At 50.5% G+C, this 17,656-nt stretch carries 12 protein-coding genes; 11 read left to right on the top strand and 1 reads right to left on the bottom strand.

What is annotated here, in order from left to right:
• Positions 1 to 349: 349 nt before the first annotated feature.
• On the bottom strand, positions 350 to 730 hold the full coding sequence (locus tag ACWUI2_RS03660; RefSeq protein ID WP_486981510.1) for a hypothetical protein: 381 nt from the start codon (positions 728 to 730) through the stop codon (positions 350 to 352).
• Between the two features lie 99 nt (positions 731 to 829).
• Between ACWUI2_RS03660 and ACWUI2_RS03655 the strand changes: the two genes are divergently transcribed.
• From ACWUI2_RS03655 to ACWUI2_RS03605, 11 genes are all read left to right on the top strand, one after another.
• Positions 830 to 6,655, top strand: a complete 5,826-nt coding sequence (locus tag ACWUI2_RS03655; protein WP_486981509.1) for an RHS repeat domain-containing protein — start codon at positions 830 to 832, stop codon at positions 6,653 to 6,655.
• Positions 6,656 to 6,721: 66 nt separating this feature from the next.
• On the top strand, positions 6,722 to 7,237 hold the full coding sequence (locus ACWUI2_RS03650; protein WP_486981508.1) for a hypothetical protein: 516 nt from the start codon (positions 6,722 to 6,724) through the stop codon (positions 7,235 to 7,237).
• A gap of 98 nt (positions 7,238 to 7,335) precedes the next feature.
• Complete coding sequence (locus tag ACWUI2_RS03645; protein ID WP_486981507.1) at positions 7,336 to 9,195, top strand: RHS repeat domain-containing protein; 1,860 nt, start codon at positions 7,336 to 7,338, stop codon at positions 9,193 to 9,195.
• A gap of 2 nt (positions 9,196 to 9,197) precedes the next feature.
• Entirely contained in the window at positions 9,198 to 9,743 is a 546-nt protein-coding gene (locus ACWUI2_RS03640; protein ID WP_486981506.1) for a hypothetical protein, read from the top strand.
• Between the two features lie 237 nt (positions 9,744 to 9,980).
• Positions 9,981 to 10,676 carry a class I SAM-dependent methyltransferase gene (locus ACWUI2_RS03635; protein WP_486981505.1) on the top strand — a complete coding sequence of 232 codons (696 nt, stop codon included), beginning with the start codon at positions 9,981 to 9,983 and terminating at the stop codon, positions 10,674 to 10,676.
• An 80-nt stretch (positions 10,677 to 10,756) separates the two neighbouring features.
• On the top strand, positions 10,757 to 11,596 hold the full coding sequence (locus ACWUI2_RS03630; protein WP_486981504.1) for a glycosyltransferase family 2 protein: 840 nt from the start codon (positions 10,757 to 10,759) through the stop codon (positions 11,594 to 11,596).
• A 218-nt stretch (positions 11,597 to 11,814) separates the two neighbouring features.
• Positions 11,815 to 13,368, top strand: a complete 1,554-nt coding sequence (locus tag ACWUI2_RS03625) for a capsular polysaccharide export protein, LipB/KpsS family (protein WP_486981503.1) — start codon at positions 11,815 to 11,817, stop codon at positions 13,366 to 13,368.
• A 106-nt stretch (positions 13,369 to 13,474) separates the two neighbouring features.
• Positions 13,475 to 14,410, top strand: coding sequence for a hypothetical protein (locus ACWUI2_RS03620; RefSeq protein ID WP_486981502.1), 936 nt, complete (start codon positions 13,475 to 13,477; stop codon positions 14,408 to 14,410).
• Positions 14,411 to 14,435: 25 nt separating this feature from the next.
• Complete coding sequence (locus ACWUI2_RS03615; RefSeq protein ID WP_486981501.1) at positions 14,436 to 15,827, top strand: glycosyltransferase family 25 protein; 1,392 nt, start codon at positions 14,436 to 14,438, stop codon at positions 15,825 to 15,827.
• A 12-nt stretch (positions 15,828 to 15,839) separates the two neighbouring features.
• Positions 15,840 to 16,682 carry a hypothetical protein gene (locus tag ACWUI2_RS03610; protein ID WP_486981500.1) on the top strand — a complete coding sequence of 281 codons (843 nt, stop codon included), beginning with the start codon at positions 15,840 to 15,842 and terminating at the stop codon, positions 16,680 to 16,682.
• A 76-nt stretch (positions 16,683 to 16,758) separates the two neighbouring features.
• Positions 16,759 to 17,592: a hypothetical protein gene (locus ACWUI2_RS03605; RefSeq protein ID WP_486981499.1), complete on the top strand. Its 834-nt coding sequence runs from the start codon at positions 16,759 to 16,761 to the stop codon at positions 17,590 to 17,592.
• Positions 17,593 to 17,656: the final 64 nt, after the last annotated feature.

Raw genomic sequence — 17,656 nt, 5'->3', positions numbered from 1 at the left:
CAGGAGAGCTCGGCCGGGGTGAAGGTGATTTTTCAGGAGTCGCGTTGAGTTCCGTTGCGGCGGTTTCAGCCTCGCTTGTGTTGGAGATCCCATGAGATCCCATTTTTCGATGAAAAATGAGTTTGACAACCTGGAACGAAACTCGTTAAACAGATATGGAGATAAGACCTTGATGTGGCTGCTTCGTAATGAATTGTGATTCCTTTGGGTCGTTGGCGCGGTGCTATATTAGGTTGATACTAATAAAAATTGATTTGAAATATTGATTTGGTATGGCTACCCGCAATTTCCCTCCTGACAAAAAAAACCAAGCTGCATCAAAGGACTTCGAAGCTTACTTGACGGCACTTCAAGAGGCCGGAAATAGCTTCTCCAGTGATTCAAGCGAATCCAGCGAATCCAGCGATTCAAGCGATTCAAGTGAATCCAGCGATTCAAGCGAATCCAGTGAATCCAGCGATTCAAGCGAATCCAGTGAATCCAGCGATTCAAGCGAATCCAGCGAATCCAGCGAATCAAGCGAATCCAGTGAATCCAGCGACTCCAGCGATTCAAGCGATTCAAGCGATTCGAGCGACTCCAGCGATTCAAGCGAATCCAGCGAATCCAGCGAATCAAGCGAATCAAGCGACTCCAGCGAATCAAGCGACTCCAGCGACTCCAGCGACTCCAGCGAATCAAGCGACTCAAGCGACTCGAGCGACTCGAGTAGCTCGAGTGAATCGAGCATTCAAGCCACGGAGGCGGAGGAGTCACCAGCAGTTCGAGCGAAGAAGAGAGTTCGAGCGAATCGAGTGAGGAGCCGCCCGAATGCGGTGGCGGTGACGGTGTGAGCGACGAGCCGGTGAAGTATGCCAATGGACACATTCGCTACAAAGTGAATGATCTGTCGTCTCACGGGTTTGGGCGCGGCTGGGGTCATACACTGACGTATAGCAATCGTCAGGAGTCGTTGAGCACGGGGTTAAACGGGAACAATTGGGCGGTGGAGGAGTTGTCCTACCTTGTTTCGAAGCAGAATGGGGCATCGATAGCTTTGGTCCGCGGGTTCTATTCGGTATTGTGGTTTGATCGTGACGAGAACAATGACTATAAAGTTAGGTTCTTCAGTCATGATCGATTGGAGAAGAAGGGAAATGAGTTCATCCACACCGATGCCAATGGCTACAGGACGCGATATTTCGATTTTTCAGGGGTGCCCGAGCGTCGGGGGAGGTTGAAGGGACTTGAAGATCCGGCGGGTCATACCGGATCGGTGGTTTACTGTGATGCCACACACCGTTTATTGGCGGTGGAGATCTCGTCTGGGGAGCAGACCCTTCGTTATGAGTATCATTATATCAACGCTTCGGAAAATGAAGGTAAACTCGAACGCGTGGTGGCGAGCGTGGATGGCGTTACGGTGCGAAGCAATCAGTTTTCTTATTACGAGAATCCGCCCTGTCCGAAGAAGGATTCCTCGTTGTCTCCTTGGTGTTCGTCGAGTTCTTCATCATCCAGCTCGGAACACCCGGTTTATGGCAACCCCGGGGATTTGAAGTCTATACAGGTGTTGGTCCCCGTTCGCCCGCCTAACCTGCGTGTTATTGAGACGTATTATTTCCGTTATTACACGGACTGGGAACATCCCGGCGTTCCTCATGGCGTGAAATTCATCGTAGGTCCGGAAGCGTATCACCAGATGGTGACAGTTGCCCTGGACCCGGAGACCGCATGGGATTGGCAGGTCGCCCAATACGCCGATCATTACTTTGAATACGACCACCACCGACGGGTTATCGTGGAGGAGGTCATGGGCGGAGCCCGCCGTTATACTTTCGATCGATCCAAGAGTTCGCGTCCACCTCCATCCCATGACAATTATAACCAATGGGTAATAAAGACGGTGGAGACTTTGCCTGATGGCAACCGGAACATCATTTTCACCAACCGCGTGGGCCAGGTCATTTTAAGGGCTCTGGAATCCGAAGACGGACTGTCCAAATGGTGCACCTATCGCCGGTACGATGGCAAGGCCCGAACGGTTTTGGAGGCGGAATCCTCTGCGTTTCGACAGGTCGCGGGCGAATATTACAATGAGGGAGCAGCCGACTTGGTTGAGTATAACGGATCACAGGGAAATTACAAATACCTGCATGACCATGAAGGCTTGATCAATTTGAGCGAATTTTATCCGGACGACGGCAGCGAGGGGGCTCCGGGTTATCTGAAGTGCCAGAAGATTCAGGAGGGCACACAGGGAACGGAAATAAAACTCAAGGAATGGCTGTATACGGAACGGGAGGTCGAGGAAGAGGGAGTGATCTACCTTGTCCAAAAGGAGACATGCTATCCGAGTGATAGTGATCAGCTCTTGCAGATTGCCTGCACGGCCTATCAGTATAGTTGGCTGGGTGACACCTTTCAAATAGATGAAAGGACGATCATTCTTCCGGAGGTCCCGGACACGGAGCACGGATCGGAAACAACGGATAGCCGTAAGGAGAAGTTCGATAGCTACGGGAACCTGACGTGGGAACAGAATGAGCGTGGATACATCACGAAGTATGAGTATGATCTGGCAACAGGTGCTTTAAACAGGCGGATCGATGACGTGGATATGAGTCAGGTCAATGATCCTGGCAAACCCGCTTGGATTACTCCTCCTGGGGGAGGGTTGCACCTGGTTTTCGATTTTGAACACGACAACCAAGGAAGAATCACTCAAGAATTGGGACCTGTCCACCAGATCGATGTCGGAGGCGTTGCCATGGACGTCCGGAGGGCGCGATGGACAGTTTATCGCGACTGGATGCGGGACCGCCGCGAGGCAGACGGGTATGCTACGGGTCCTGCGTTTGAGACGTTTGAATTGATCGAGCCGGTGCGAATCACCCGATACGATTTCGCGGGGCGGGTGATCGATGTGATCGCTTCCAAGCGTACCAGCGGTTCGGGAAAGCTTTCAGCGTCAGATCAGTTCGCACAGTCGGATTGGGTTCGTTGGAGTAAGAGTGGATATAATCTCGACGGTTATCATGTCTTCGAGCGAGTTTACCACGTGATTCCATCGTCGGGTGAGGGCATTTCCGGAGTCAATTATAATCAAACGGACTTTGGATATGATTCGCGCCGACGGCTCGTCCGGAGTCAGACACCGGGCGGCACGATTGAGCGGAAGGTTTACACCATTCCTGGAGAGGTCGCGGAAATCTGGGTGGGCACGAATGACTTTGGCGCGACGAATAGCAATCCAGCCGGAAGCGGTGGCTCGAACAACATGGTATTAGTAACGGCCAACCAGTATGATCATGGCCAGGCGGGAGGCGACGGAAATCTGACCCAGGAACGCCGCTATGCCAGTCAAATCGATTACCGGGAGACCAATTACGAGTACGATTTCCGCAACCGCCGAACAGTGCTCGACGGAGAACTCGATCTCTACGAGGAGACTACCTACGACAATCAGGACCGGGTGATCTGTGTTGACCGGCGTGCCGGGGAGGCTTCGGGCGCGTTGATCAGTCGAGTCGAGACCAAATACGATCTGCGCGGCCGGGTTTACCTTCGGCTTCAATACGGGGTGAGCGGTGGACAAATCGGGAACTCCTTGAAGGAAAAAACCTGGTATGATGCGACAGGCAATGTGATCAAACAGGTGCAGATGGGAAGTCGGGAGTTCGAAAAGACCTTCTATGACGGTTTGAACCGCCCGATGAAGCAGTTTCTTTGCTTCAACCTTTCGGAGGCCGACACCAATTACGCTGCGGCCGGAAGCGTAACGAATAATACGGTCATCGAACAAACGGAGAGTCTGTACGATGCCGCCGGTAACGTCATCCGGACAACAATTCGGGAACGTTTTCACGACGCCACCGGAACCGGCGAATTGAGCACTCCAAGCGGTTCCCAGCCTAAGGCCCGCGTCTCCTACTCGACGAGCTATCCCGATACGATTGGCCGGATTCAGGCGCAGGTTGCCTATGGTACAAACGGCGGCTCGACCCTCAGCCGTCCTTCGACGATTCCTGCTCGTTCGGACACCGTTCTTGTGGCAAGTCAGGATCGCGACGGAGCGGGTCAGGTTTGGCGAACAATCGATCCAAAGGGAACGGAGAATCGGGTCGAGTTCGACGACGCCGGGCGGCGTATCAAGACAATCGAAAACTACGTGGAAAACGGGACCGCCCCGGATGAGAATAAGACCACGGAACAGAGTTATACCGCCGACGGACTGATGCAGACCTTGGTCGTACGCAACAACGTAACGGGCGATCAAGTCACAACTTGGGTCTACGGCACCACGTTGGACGATTCCGGGGTGGCGCGAAGCGACCTTCTCCGCGCGAAAGAATATCCGGACAAATCCGCGCCGGAGGACCGGGTGGAATACACCTACAACCGGCTCGGTGAGAACGTGGGGATCAAAGACCAGCGAGGCGTGACTCGCACACTCATATACGATAAGCTCGGTCGTCCGGTTTATTCCGGAGTTGCCGTTCTTCCCTCAACGGTGGACGACACCGTTCGGTCAATGACATTTACCTATGACGTGCGCGGGATGATGGAAAAGGTGACCAGTCACAGCCACCCGACCCCCGGCAGGGGCATCGTCGTTAACGAAGTGCAAAAATCTTATAATGCCTTCGGTCAGTTGAGCGCGGAGTACCAGTCGCACGACGGCCCGGTTAACATTTCGACTACGCCGGGGGTTAGTTACAACTACAGTGACGGTAGCGCCAACCATATCCGGCCCATCGCGGTGGAGTATCCCGATGGAACCATTCTTGATTATGATTACGGCAGTGCTGGCGGCGCTGATGATGTGCTCAACCGGATCCACGAACTTCGTCAGTCGAGCGTGGTGCTCGCCCGCTATGCTTACCTCGGTCGCGGTCAACCGGTGATAGCCGGTTACCCGGATCAGCCGCAAGTGGAGCTGACCTACTTCACCAACGGGGCCACCGGGGAGGCCGGCGACCCATACACCGGGCTTGACCGGTTCGGCCGGGTGATCGACCAGCGCTGGAGGCGAACCGGTGATGACACGGATGTCGATCGCTTCCAATACGGCTACGACCGTGGCTCCTCCCGCCTGTGGCGTGAGAACACGGTCGCCGCGAGCGACCATGACGAACATTACAACTACGACGGCCTTAACCAAGTCAAGAACCGGGATTTGGGCACGCTTAACGTCAGCAAAACCGGCATCAGCGGAACCCTGAAACAAGAGGAAGTCTGGAACTACGACCCCGCCGGCAACTGGCGCGGGACACAAACCGCCTACCTGCGCAAAGAAAACGGCACCACCGTTCTGAACCAAAACCGGACCCACAGCGTCGCGAACGAAATCACCGATATTATCGCCAATTCCGGGACTCCGTGGCCGACGCCCGCGCATGACGCAGCGGGGAACATGATCAGCATTCCGCCGCCGCTTTCCTTGAGCGACGGTTATGACCTAAAATGGGACGCTTGGAACCGCTTGGTGGAAGTCAGAAACGCCCCGGGTCTCGGGGGCGCGGTGGTGGCCACCTACCACTACGACGGCGAATCTCGCCGGGTGAGCAAAGATGCTGGGGGACAGACCCGCCATTATTACTACTCGGATCAATGGCAGGTGCTCGAAGAGCGGGTGGATCAGGCGACGACTGCGGATCGGCGCTATGTCTGGGGAACGCGCGCCATTGACGACCTGGTGCTACGCGACCGTCCGGGAGTCTCCTCTGAGCGGCTATATTCCCTGAGTGATGCGATGGGGAGCGTGACGTCAGTGGTGAACACCTCGGGCACGGTGCAGGAGCGCTACGCCTACGACGGGTTTGGCGCCCCCAGCTACATGGACGCTTCCTTTGGAAACCGGACCAGTTCCAGCTTCGCCTGGGAGACTCTTTTCCACGCCTATCGCTACGACCTCGAGACCGGGCTATACCAGGTGCGCTATCGTTACCTGCATCCTAACCTTGGAAGGTGGATCAGCAGGGATCCAATTGAGGAGCAGGATGTTAGTCTGTATGAATTTGCCGAGAACGACCCGATTAGCCTCTACGACCCAATGGGGCTCTTCTCAATTCCTAGGCTGGTGGGATCGTTAACCTGTGATAAAAAAATTGATATAAAGTGGCCTTTTAGTGCCGACCTTCCTACACGATATGGGGTCGGGGCATTTGTTCGAGCAAGGATAGACTGCGATATTGAAGGAAGTCTTTCATGGTCAGACAAAGCTGCTAATTCATGCAAGAACGAATGGGGGAATTGGGATGGGTATTTCAAACCAATATCAGATATAAATATAAACCCATTTAGCTCTCGTCCTTCATCGTTCCAAATAAAACTTGGAGCTCGAAACAAGCAAGCGAGTGTTGATATCAATTATCGATTATCGGCCTATGCAAGATCCCGATTTAACCAAGGGTTAAAGGCGAATTTTGATCTGAAGGGACGAGCTTCCGCCCATAGGTTTGTGTATGGAAACAATAATAGTTGCTGCAAGTGCAGTACCATTCAGGTGCGATTGACTTGTGACTACAATGGTGAAGTAAATGTGATAGGGACGGCTACTGCTGCTGCTGTGGTTGTTGTAGCCGCGGCCTATGCGGCATCTCTAGCTGCTGGACCTGCGCTAGCCGTGGTGATCGGCGGAATCTTAGTTCATGCTGTTTCTGCAAGCAACTAAAAAGTTAGATCGAATAGGCGAACGCTCTCAGTTTTGTCAAAGTCATTTGATTTGTTTCAGGATGAAATGAATTATTTCAGTATGGGAATGGAGGATAAGGTGGAACAGGAAATCGAATATGATCTTACCGAGGAGATGGCTCGTCGAGCTGCTCGAGAGTACTTTTGGAAGGTGATATTCGGGAGAAGGAAGACTCCTATTGCGATTTTTAGTGGAATTGTTCTATCGATTGTGCTTATGTCTCCGCTGTTTGGCATCGATAGCGCGATTATGTTTCTTGCGTTTTGGTTGATTTTTATTAGTCCTTGGGTGAAATCATACTTCGATCTGATGAACCGAGCTAGCGCGAATTTTAAGATGCTCGCTCACCCTCGGTTTAAACTTCGGATTTCGGGCGAGGGTTTTTATATAAGTGCTGTAAACATGGATTTGCACATTAAGTGGAAGGATTTTTCGGAATACGTCGAAACCCAAACGACCGTGGTTTTTCAAAAGGACGGTTATCCTCAGTTGACAATATGGAAAGAGACTTTGGATGAGTCACTTCTGGCCTATGTCAAATCGAAGGTAAAACACAGGTAAGCTGAATCCAGCGGGAGATCACGGGATCGCGATTCTCTCTCGTCGGCTTTACCAGTCTAACTGACGTCGGTATTTGACCAACAGATTAACCAGCTTTGATGAATGAGCTTCGTCAGTCAAGCGTGGTGCTCGCCCGTTACGCTTATCTCGGTCGCGGCCAACCGGTGATAGCCGGTTATCCGGATCAGCCGCAAGTGGAACTGACCTACTTCGCCAACGGCGCCACGGGGGAGGCCGGCGACCCATACACCGGGCTCGACCGCTTCGGCCGGGTGACCGACCAGCGCTGGAGGCGAACCGTTGATGACACGGATGTCGATCGCTTCCAATACGGCTATGATCGTGGCTCTTCCCGTCTGTGGCGTGAGAACACGGTGGCCGCGGGCGACCATGACGAACATTACGACTACGACGGACTGAATCAGGTCAAGAACCGGAACCGGGGGACCCTCAACGCGAACAAAACCGGCATCAGCGGAACTCCAGAACAAGAGGAAGTCTGGAACTACGATCCGGCCGGCAACTGGCGGGGGACGCAAACCGCCTACCTTCGTAAAGAAAACGGAAGCACGGTTCTTGATCAGAACCGGACCCATAGCGTCGCCAACGAGATTACCGACATTACCGCCAACTCCGGGACTCCGTGGCCGACGCCCGCGCATGACGCAGCGGGGAACATGATCAGCATCCCGCCGCCGCTTTCCTTGAGCGACGGTTACGACCTGAAATGGGACGGCTGGAATCGCCTGGTGGAAGTCAGAAACGCCCCCGGTCTCGGCGGCGCTGTAGTCGCGACCTACCGCTACGACGGCGAATACCGCCGGGTGAGCAAAGAGGCTGGGGGACAGACCCGCCATTATTACTACTCGGATCAATGGCAGGTGCTCGAAGAGCGGTTGGATCAGGCGACCACCGCGGATCGCCACTATGTCTGGGGAACCCGCGCCATTGACGACCTGGTGCTACGCGACCGTCCGGGAGTCTCCTCTGAGCGGCTATATTCCCTGAGTGATGCGATGGGGAGTGTAACGTCAGTGGTGAACACCTCGGGCACGGTGCAGGAGCGCTACGCCTACGACGGCTTCGGCGCCCCCAGCTACATGGACGCTTCCTTTGGAAACCGGACCAGTTCCAGCTTCGCCTGGGAGACTCTTTTCCACGCCTATCGCTACGACCTCGAGACCGGGCTATACCAGGTGCGCTATCGCTTCTACCATCCCAATCTAGGGAGGTGGATCAGCAGGGATCCAGTCGGTGAAAAGGGCGGCTTGAACTCGTATCGGTTCGTTAATAATAATCCCTTTCTGTATTTCGACTTAAAAGGTTTGACTCCACTGTTACCCTTCGTGGCCAAGAGCTTAATCAAAAGTGCTGCTGTTGAAGCCGCCAAACATGCTGCATTGGGATATGTTTCGGAACGTTTAAATCGCATTATTCTCGCAACCTACGTAAAGCAATACTGTATGACATCTCCAGATGAGTGGATGAAAATCAGGTTGCACGGGCAAGGAAAGAGCGGGGAGCGCCGTTTCTTGGAGAAGTTACCCCAAATGGTGGCCGGCGCCTTCGCGAGTGGTAAGGTCAGCCACTTTTTGAGAACTAACCAAACGGCTCGGAGTGCTGCTGACAAATTGTTGAAAAGCCGAGGTTCCCAAGCTTTTACCGATTTGACGGGCAGGCCACTTTTTGATTTTGTCGAGGACATTGCTAGTTCGGCGGCAGAGCTTGTTGTGGATGAACTCGCAAAAGGATTAGCTGCACTCGTGGGCCTACAACAGAAACTTGAGGTTAAGATCAGGCCAAATCATGGTAACTGCGAAGTCTGCTGGACTTTCCGCCTTGAGATGTCCTTCGCCTTTTTGGGTAATCAGATCAGAGTTGTTGAGAAGAACGAAGAAAAATGCCAGTCAGCGAGGGCGGCAATCTTGCGACGTGCGTGTGGCTTGGAATGTTGTTAAATATGAATAATAAATATGGAATAATTGGTCTTTTTTTGTCATTACTCGCTGTTAGTTTGGCGAATGCCGACAAGGAGTTTTATCGTAATTATCCCGGCTTAGCAGAGCATCAGAAATTGTTTGCTTTGACTTCTATAGAGAGAGAGTTGTCGTTTATTCACGAATCGAATGAGATCCTTTTCGCGTGGTATGCTGAGAGATTGGAAGCTGGGAGTTTACGAATCGATGGAGTTTCCACTATGGCGGATCTACAGAGTCACTTGGATTCTGCCGTGAAGTCTCAATCCGCATACTTTAAAGTTGATGTAAGTGAGCACATGCGCCTTGGTTCTCAACTTTTTTATGTGCATTTTGAAGAGGAGGAAAAAGATTCAGGTACGGTAGGGTATATCGTCGTTCTCGATGGTATAATTGTGTGGGATGATACGATTGCTCTCGATTATAAAAATCGAATGGACCTTGCTCAGTATTATGTAGGAAGATCGATTGAGGACGAGGAAGTGGATGATCCTAAGCACATGGAGGAGCAAGCTGAGAAAGATCCCTGATTCGAATCTACGAAAAGCACGGTGCGCCGTGGTTTTGAGAGGATACTTCCTTCGGAAATCTTTTAGGAGATGATTCACTTTTATTCGATGCCAAATCGAAGGTAAAATACAGGTAAGCTGAATCGTAGGCGAAAATGTGCTCGCGACACCCCTTGCAGCATTTTAAATTATGGTTGCTTGTGGGAGAAATCACTTCCTCTCGATAGGTCTGACTTGCGTCTGCGGTGATTGAACCGGGTGTCGAATTGGAATGCACCACTGACCGTCATTGTGTATAGTCGGAATAATTATAGTCGCCGCTTGTCGCGGACGGAGTATGCAGCGAATCGGATCCTGGAAATTGTTCTATCCAGACTTCCAGAAATTCATTCCGCGGTGGATATTGGTTGTGGAACCGGGGTTTGGTTAGACGAATTGCGGCGCCGAGGCTTGGAGAAGGTGACTGGTGTCGAGGGGGTATGGGTGGACAATGATTTATTGGTCATTCCAGCAGAGCAGATAATTCGAATGAATTTCGAGATCAGTTCCCTTCCCGTTGGGACCTTTGATTTGGCGATATGCCTGGAGGTCGTCGAACATCTCTCTCCACCTCGATCGGATCGACTTGTTGAGGAGTTGGTACGGCTTGCAGACTTCATCGTTTTCTCTGGTGCTATACCGGGGCAAGGCGGGAGGCACCATGTGAACGAACGCTGGCAAAGCTACTGGTGTCAAATGTTTGAGAGGTTTCGGTTTTTGACGATTGATTGCATTCGCCCAAAAATCTGGTCGGATCGCAGAATCCCGGTTTGGTATCGGCAGAATACGTTTTTATTTGTGAAGCAAGATTTGGCGGTGGGTAGGTTGATCGAATCGACATGGCCGGAAGGTCGAGGGATGCCCTTGGATGTTGTCCATCCGAACTTGTTCCGCAGGAGAATTCGAACGAGGTGATGCATTGCATGCGAGACTTGCCTGTGTTGCGAATTGCACGATATTGTCGGGGCCGTTTTGTTTGGGATTTAATTTAGGCAATGAAAATGGGTGTTAAGTGCTCGGCGAAATATCGACTCGTTATCGGTGCCTGTATCAAGAACGAAGCGCGTTACCTTGGGGAATGGATTCGGTTTCACCAATCGGTGGGAGTTGAGCATTTTTATTTATATGACAACCACAGTGACGATAGTACCGAGAATTCGCTTAAGTCTTTCGTCGATGCAGGATTGGTTACGCTTAGATGGTGGCCGGGAATGGGGCAGCAACGGGCGATTTATCGCCACTTGTTGGAGGAGCTACGGGGCACGAATACGGCTGATTGGGTGGCTTTCCTGGATGCAGACGAATTCCTGTTCTCGCCAGTCGGAAGACTATTACCGGAACAGATTGAGCGAATTGTGAGGAGGTATTGTGGAAATGAGAAACTTGCTGGAGTAATCGTGCATTGGCAATTATTCGGTTCAAACGGACAGAGGAAGTTTGTGGATATGCCTGTGACAAAAAGGTTTACTGCTACATTTCCGTTTCCTTCGCGATGGACGAAGATGATCCTTCGACCTGATTATATGAGGCGAATTGGAAATCCTCATTATACTCATCCACCTCCTGGTTATTGTTTGGTTAATGAAAGGGGTGAGCCATGTATTCAAAGGCCAAATCAGGAACAGGCTACAAATGACTTTCTGAGAATTAATCATTATGCAACCAAGAGTATCGAAGAATTTAAAGAACGTTTGGCCGGGGGGCGTGCAGCAAACGGGAAGCAATGGCGATTTCGTTCAAGGTATCGGCAATATAATGGGAAAGGAGTTACAGATTTAACCCTCGCGAATTGGGATGCAAATGACCGGATTAAGTCCAAGGATATAGGTGAGTGAACAAAACGTTAAAGGATCAAGTTTCTTTCGGCAACCTCAATTGTTAGGTTTGGCGAAAAATGACATAAAGAACGCTATTAAGGCCCCAGTGAAATCGAATTCAAATTAAGAGGATTTTTATGGGAAATTCTAATGATAGGACGGCACAAAAGTGCTCGACATACCTACCGGTGGGTCCTTTTGAGACAAGCTTGCTCCGAGCCTGTCGCAGTTGTGGGATGGAGCCGATCCTGAACACAGTGGTTTCTCTGCGAGAGCATTTTCAGGATTTTCTTAAGTTGAACAGACTTCCGGATATTGCCATTGTCTGGGGGTATTGTCCTTTTAGGTATGAAGTCAATGAGTGGGCGACGGCGAATTCCGTGCCCGTTCTTTACGGTGAGAATGGTTGGTTTCCCCATTACAGGACATTTGGGGGGGATCCCATGGGATTCTGCGCCGAATCCTTGTTGTGCCGGACCCCGTATCTGGATTTCGGATCTCGTCGGTTTCCATTGGCGGAGAAATGTCGAGTGTCTTGCTTGTCTGAATTTAAAAAAGATATTCTACCTCCTGGCATCACCCCTCCTTACATTATTTTCGCTGCGCAGTTATTGACCGATCAGGTGAATGCGTTTGGGCTCGAACTCAGTGGATATGAGAGACACGTCGCCCACTTGCGATCTATTGTCGAGCGCGGGGTTCAAATTGTCGTTCGCCCACACCCCAAATCTTCCCGGCGAGCGAGAGATGAGTTCGCAGTCAGGCGTCTGGAGACGGTAGTCATTTCGTTGCCGAATACCGTGGTGACCTCAGACGGTGATCTGAACACATTAATTCGGTGTTCGATAGGGGTTGTTTCCATCAATAGTACCGTTCTGTATCAAGCTCGTTTGATTTATGACCGGCCTGTTTGGGCATACGGTAATTCTTGGTTTAGCAATCATTCGAATCTTGTTGCTAAAATTTCCCTGGAGGACCGTGAATTACCACCCCTTGACGTGTACTCCGACTACTCCCAACGGTATCGAGACTGGTTCTTGGAGCAGTTACTTCGAAGGCAGATACCCAAGAAAATCGCAAGGAGGAGCCGCTTGAAAATGGTTGAGTGGTTGAAGTCTTGGGCGGCGGTTCCCAATGCGGCCATTCCGCCCGTTGCTCATTTCATTTGCGGAAGGGAAGGCCTTTCTGATTACCAACGGAGAAATGTTGAGGAATTTGCGGAGTTGAATCCGGACGTTAGCGTCAGGATTCACCAGGATCCGGTGATGGAATTAGGCCCGGAATTACAGCGTGTTTATAATGAATCGGCCAACGCACGAGTGAAGAATACCCTTCTCCAAGTAGGGGTGCTCGCTAAATTTGGAGGATTCTTATTTGATCCGAACATTTTGTGGTTGCGACCGATACCTCGTTGGATGCACCTTTCTGCGGCTTGGGGAGCGCTTGGAGAAAAGGGCTACCTCTGCGCGATTGCAATACCTTCGGAAGGCAAGGTGGCTGAAGTTCTGCTGAGAGGAATTGTTGAAATGTCACGGGACAAAGAGAAGCCAAGGGATTCGGAGACGAATGGTTGGGAGAATCTGTCCTTTCGGATATTTCCCTTTTGGTACTTCAGAGCGTATCGATCGATGAAATCGAGGGTTCCGTTAATTCATATGACTCCGAAAAATCGACGGCGTAATATGAGACGAGTACATCGGCGCTGTGTAGATGGAGTTCTTCCGCTGGGTCAGTTCATTGAAGGGCGATTTTTCGCGGCCGAAGGGAAATCTCCTTGGCAGCAAAGTTGAAATCGGAAATCATTCGGAAGTTGATGAGAATTTGCTTTGCCCATTTTGGCATGGAATAAGAACTTAATTTTACCTCCAGTTTTAGTTTGTGAGCCCAAGAAATCGCATGAACGAAGCTCCCGTAGCAGAGACCAAGAGTGGAGCAGATGAAAAGATCGCCCGGTGGGGCCGTTCCTGTCATGAAGGATATCGAAAGTTTAAACATCGGTTCGTTCAACCTCCCCCGATGTTTTTTACTCAAGATCATCATCCTTTATGGCTTGGCGACATGTACCGCGGACGCTCAGTCTTTTTGATCGCAGGAGGTCCGTCGTTCGGCTCGTTGGATACCTCTCTGCTTCGCCAGCCAGGAATTATGACCATGGGCCTGAACAATTCCGTAAAAACGTTTAGACCGAATCTTTGGGTCTCAGTCGATTCTCCGGAGCGTTTCCTTAGGTCCATCTGGCTTGATTCGACAGTTTCGAAATTTGTGCCGATCTGTCATGCGAGCAAGTTTATATTTAATAGCGACTCATGGAAGTTTATGGACATTCGAGTGGGGGATTGTCCTAACGTTGTCTATTACAAGAGGAACGAACATTTTAGGGCCGAACAGTTTCTGTGGGAAGATTGCATTAACTGGGGAAATCACAAAAAACATGGTGGCGGGCGTTCGGTGATGTTGGCTGCTCTACGGATTCTTTTTTTGCTGGGTTTTCGTAGGATTTATCTACTTGGAGTGGATTTTCGCATGAATGCGGTTTCTAAGTATCATTTCGGCCAGGATAGATCACAGAAATCAATGGATGGAAATAACGCCAGTTATCGGCAGCTTGAGGATCGATTTCGGCTATTACTTCCCCACTTTGAACACGAGGATTTCCAGGTTTATAATTGTAATCCACATAGTAAATTAAAAGTATTCGGTTACGTTCCCTATGAGGAGGCAATCAAGCGAGTGCTTGAAGAGTTCGATTTTGTCGATGTCAGAACGGAGCGGACCGATGGGCTTTACGATACGGATCTGGAAGATAAGAAGGCAGGCCGAAGGACGCAGTAGGAATTCGATATGAAAGGGAATTGATGTGACACAAATTGAAGAGGTTTGGGTGATTAATCTTAAACGGCGACCGGATCGCTTGAGAAGGTTCTGGGATGAGATTGAGAAGACTGATTGGCCGTTTGCCCGTCCTCGGGTATTTCAAGCGATTGACGGGGAGAGAGTCGGTATTCCAAAATTCTGGCAGACGGGAGCGGGAAGCTATGGATGCTTGAGGTCTCACATGAACATTTTGGAGTCCGCCCTTGTGAATCAAAGCGAGACCGTTATGGTACTGGAGGATGATGCCGTGTTTTCTCCAACATTCAGAAATGACCTGGGTAGGTTTCTGGAGAAAGTTCCGAATGACTGGCAGTGCCTTATGTTGGGAGGGCAGCACGTCAATTCCCAGCCAATGCCTGTCGCTGAAGGGGTGGTACGTCCGGGGAATGGCGGGGGAATACACCGAACCCATTGCTATGTCCTTCGTGGTGTGGCAGTGATGAAGGCTCTTTACTTAGCATGGGCAAGCGCCAACGTTCATTGCGATTGGATTATGGGGCCATGCATGGGGAAATTTAACACATATGCGCCGGATCCCTTTTTGGTCGGTCAGTCAGAGGGCAGGAGTGACATTTCAGGTGGAGTTAATCCGGCTAAATTCTGGCGGGCACCGCAGGGCACGGAACCAGTGATCCTGTTGCGAGGCCCTCGGGCGGTTATGGATGGTTTGAGAAGCATGGGGTTTCACGGGGGACATCGGCTCGATGCTAGGACAGGAATTGATATAGAATTGGCCAATATCTTCAAGGATAAGACCTCGGAACAGACATTGGCGAGACGGCTAAAGGATTGGATTCACAGAATTCAGTGGGAGGTTGTCTCAATGGTTCCAACGGCGATTTGTACGATATGGCATCCTGATGTATCTTTTGGCATGATTCGAGCTCTCGTTCGTGGAAAGGTAATTGAGATTGAGGCTGGAACGGTTGACGAGGCTCTCAAACAAGTGCCTAGGGGTATTCACTGTTCTGTTGGCGATGAAGAGTCGAAGGCAATCGTTGTGGTCTTGAAAGCCGCGCGGGACGTACTGGAGGAACTTCGGGAAATGGGGTGGCACAACGGCCATTGGCGTGATTCGGTGACTGGGCAAGACAATGGATTGCGGCAGTTGTTTATGTCGGTTGACGACCCCCGAGCTTTACGAGAGGGAGTTTCGCGGATCGCGCAAATGCTTTGTGATGAGTGTCACGGAATCCCGGGTGCAGTTCCGGTTCTTTGGCACGACAGGATTACGTTTGACATGGTTGAAATGAAGGATCGGGAAGTCGTCGAGATTAGTGCGATCAGTGCGGAGGAGGCACTACAGATCTTTGATGAATATAAGGATAAATTTGGCGAAGGTGTTCGGTCCTTTGATGATAAATGCGCTCAATAACACGATGATATTATGAAGGTTCGGCTTTTTTCATTGCAAACACATAATGACGCTCGGGAAAGGCTTGCGAATATTAAACAGTTTCATACTGAGCGTGGTGATGATTTTGACTGGCCGGATTTTCGAAAGATTTCCGTCAGTCAGGATTTGAATGATTTGGACATCGCTTACGTATGGAATGGCGAACAGCCACTTATCCAAAGTTTGATCAAGGCATTAAAAACAGTTGGTGCTAGAATTGTACGGGTTGAACATGGCTGGTTTCCCCAGAGTCAGTATTTATATTTCGATGGACAAGGAACGAACGGAAACTGTTCGCTTCATAGTGATCCCCTTCTTTGGCTTGAGTCGTCCGATTTTGATCGATTGGCGAAGGCGCGTGTGGAGTATCGTGGGGGGCATTCACTCCATTCGGGTGGATATGTATTAATTCCCTTGCAGCTATCGGGGGATACTCAAATGCAATGGTCGCCATTCAAGGTGATGAGTAAATTTATTAAATCTACGCGACGACGGTTTAAGGATTCAGGGAAACGGTTGGTTTTCCGCCCCCATCCGAGGGATCGCAATAGCTATACTGACTTAGGCGTGGGTGATGAAGGGAGCGGAGATATTAAGGCTTTGATTTGCGGTGCGGATTTTGTTTATGGCATCAATTCGACTGTATTGCTTGAGGCGGCATTGATTGGAAAGCCGGTGATAGCCATCGGGAAGTCCTTTCTGTCGATTGGTCGAAATCGTGACGAGGCTCTTGCGGCATTGCTGGCTCGTCAGGTGCCGATCGACACGAATGAATTTTCTCCGTGGATGGGGAAGGGGCGAGGATTAGAGTTCTTAAGGGAATCAATCAAATGATCCTACCTCCGATATCTGGACGGAATCGTGTTAAGGTGGATGTTGATCGAATAGGGTAGATAGAGAAGACTATGTAGTGAAGAAGAAGGTTCGATTTTTTACTTGGGAAGGACATCATACGGTCCGTCGAATGCTAGCTAATCTGAAGGCGTTTCATCAGAGTCGAGGCGACGACGTTGATTTCTGTAGCTTTCATACTGGTGAGGTGGAAAGACATCTCAAGGATTTGAATATTGCGTATGTGTGGAATGGCGAGTATGCAGAAGTAAGTGGGTTGATGGAATGTTTGAGAAAGAATCGCATTCGAATTGTTCGAGTTGAGGTTGCTTGGTTTCCTCAGAGCCAATTTCTCTATTTCGATAGCCAGGGAACAAATGGGAATTGTTCGCTTCATAGTGATCCACTTTTTTGGCTTGAGTCATCCGATTTTGATCGATTGGCGAAGGCCCGTGTGAAATATCGGGAAGGACGGTCTCTTTATTTAGGTGGGTATGTTTTGGTGCCTTTGCAGCTGTCTGCGGATACTCAGATGGAATGGTCTCCATTTAAATGGATGGGGCAGTTTATTAGATTTACTCAAGAGCAATTCAGTGGTTCGGAGATGCGTGTGATTTTCCGGAGACATCCGAAGGATCCCAAATCCTATGCTGATTTGGGGATAGATGATGAAGGAGATGGTGATTTGAAGGATCTTATTTGCGGGGCCAACCTTGTCTACGGCATTAATTCGACAGTTTTGCTTGAGGCTGGGTTGATTGGAAAGCCGGTGATTGCGATAGGGAAGTCTTTTCTGTCGATAGGCCGAAATCGCGATGAAGCTCTTGCCGCGTTGCTCGCTCGTCAGGTCCCGATAGATACAAGGGACTTTTCGCCGTGGATGCGGCGCGGACGAGGATTGGGATTTTTATGATGTGCCGGAGTTTACCTATGGATTGGAGGATGCACATAAAAATTATTTTTTTCGAAAAATTTGA

The sequence above is a fragment of the Verruconatronum alginivorum genome (genome assembly GCF_056590205.1).
The sequence above is the reverse complement of the archived record's forward strand: the minus strand, read 5'-3'. Positions and strand labels throughout refer to the sequence as shown.

Bases quoted from the DNA above. Each gene is read 5' to 3' on its own strand.
- ACWUI2_RS03660 (WP_486981510.1), bottom strand. From the start codon at position 730: ATGCTCGATTCACTCGAGCTACTCGAGTCGCTCGAGTCGCTTGAGTCG.
- ACWUI2_RS03650 (WP_486981508.1), top strand. From the start codon at position 6,722: ATGAATTATTTCAGTATGGGAATGGAGGATAAGGTGGAACAGGAAATC.
- ACWUI2_RS03645 (WP_486981507.1), top strand. From the start codon at position 7,336: ATGAATGAGCTTCGTCAGTCAAGCGTGGTGCTCGCCCGTTACGCTTAT.
- ACWUI2_RS03640 (WP_486981506.1), top strand. From the start codon at position 9,198: ATGAATAATAAATATGGAATAATTGGTCTTTTTTTGTCATTACTCGCT.
- ACWUI2_RS03630 (WP_486981504.1), top strand. From the start codon at position 10,757: ATGAAAATGGGTGTTAAGTGCTCGGCGAAATATCGACTCGTTATCGGT.
- ACWUI2_RS03625 (WP_486981503.1), top strand. From the start codon at position 11,815: ATGGAGCCGATCCTGAACACAGTGGTTTCTCTGCGAGAGCATTTTCAG.
- ACWUI2_RS03620 (WP_486981502.1), top strand. From the start codon at position 13,475: ATGAACGAAGCTCCCGTAGCAGAGACCAAGAGTGGAGCAGATGAAAAG.
- ACWUI2_RS03610 (WP_486981500.1), top strand. From the start codon at position 15,840: ATGAAGGTTCGGCTTTTTTCATTGCAAACACATAATGACGCTCGGGAA.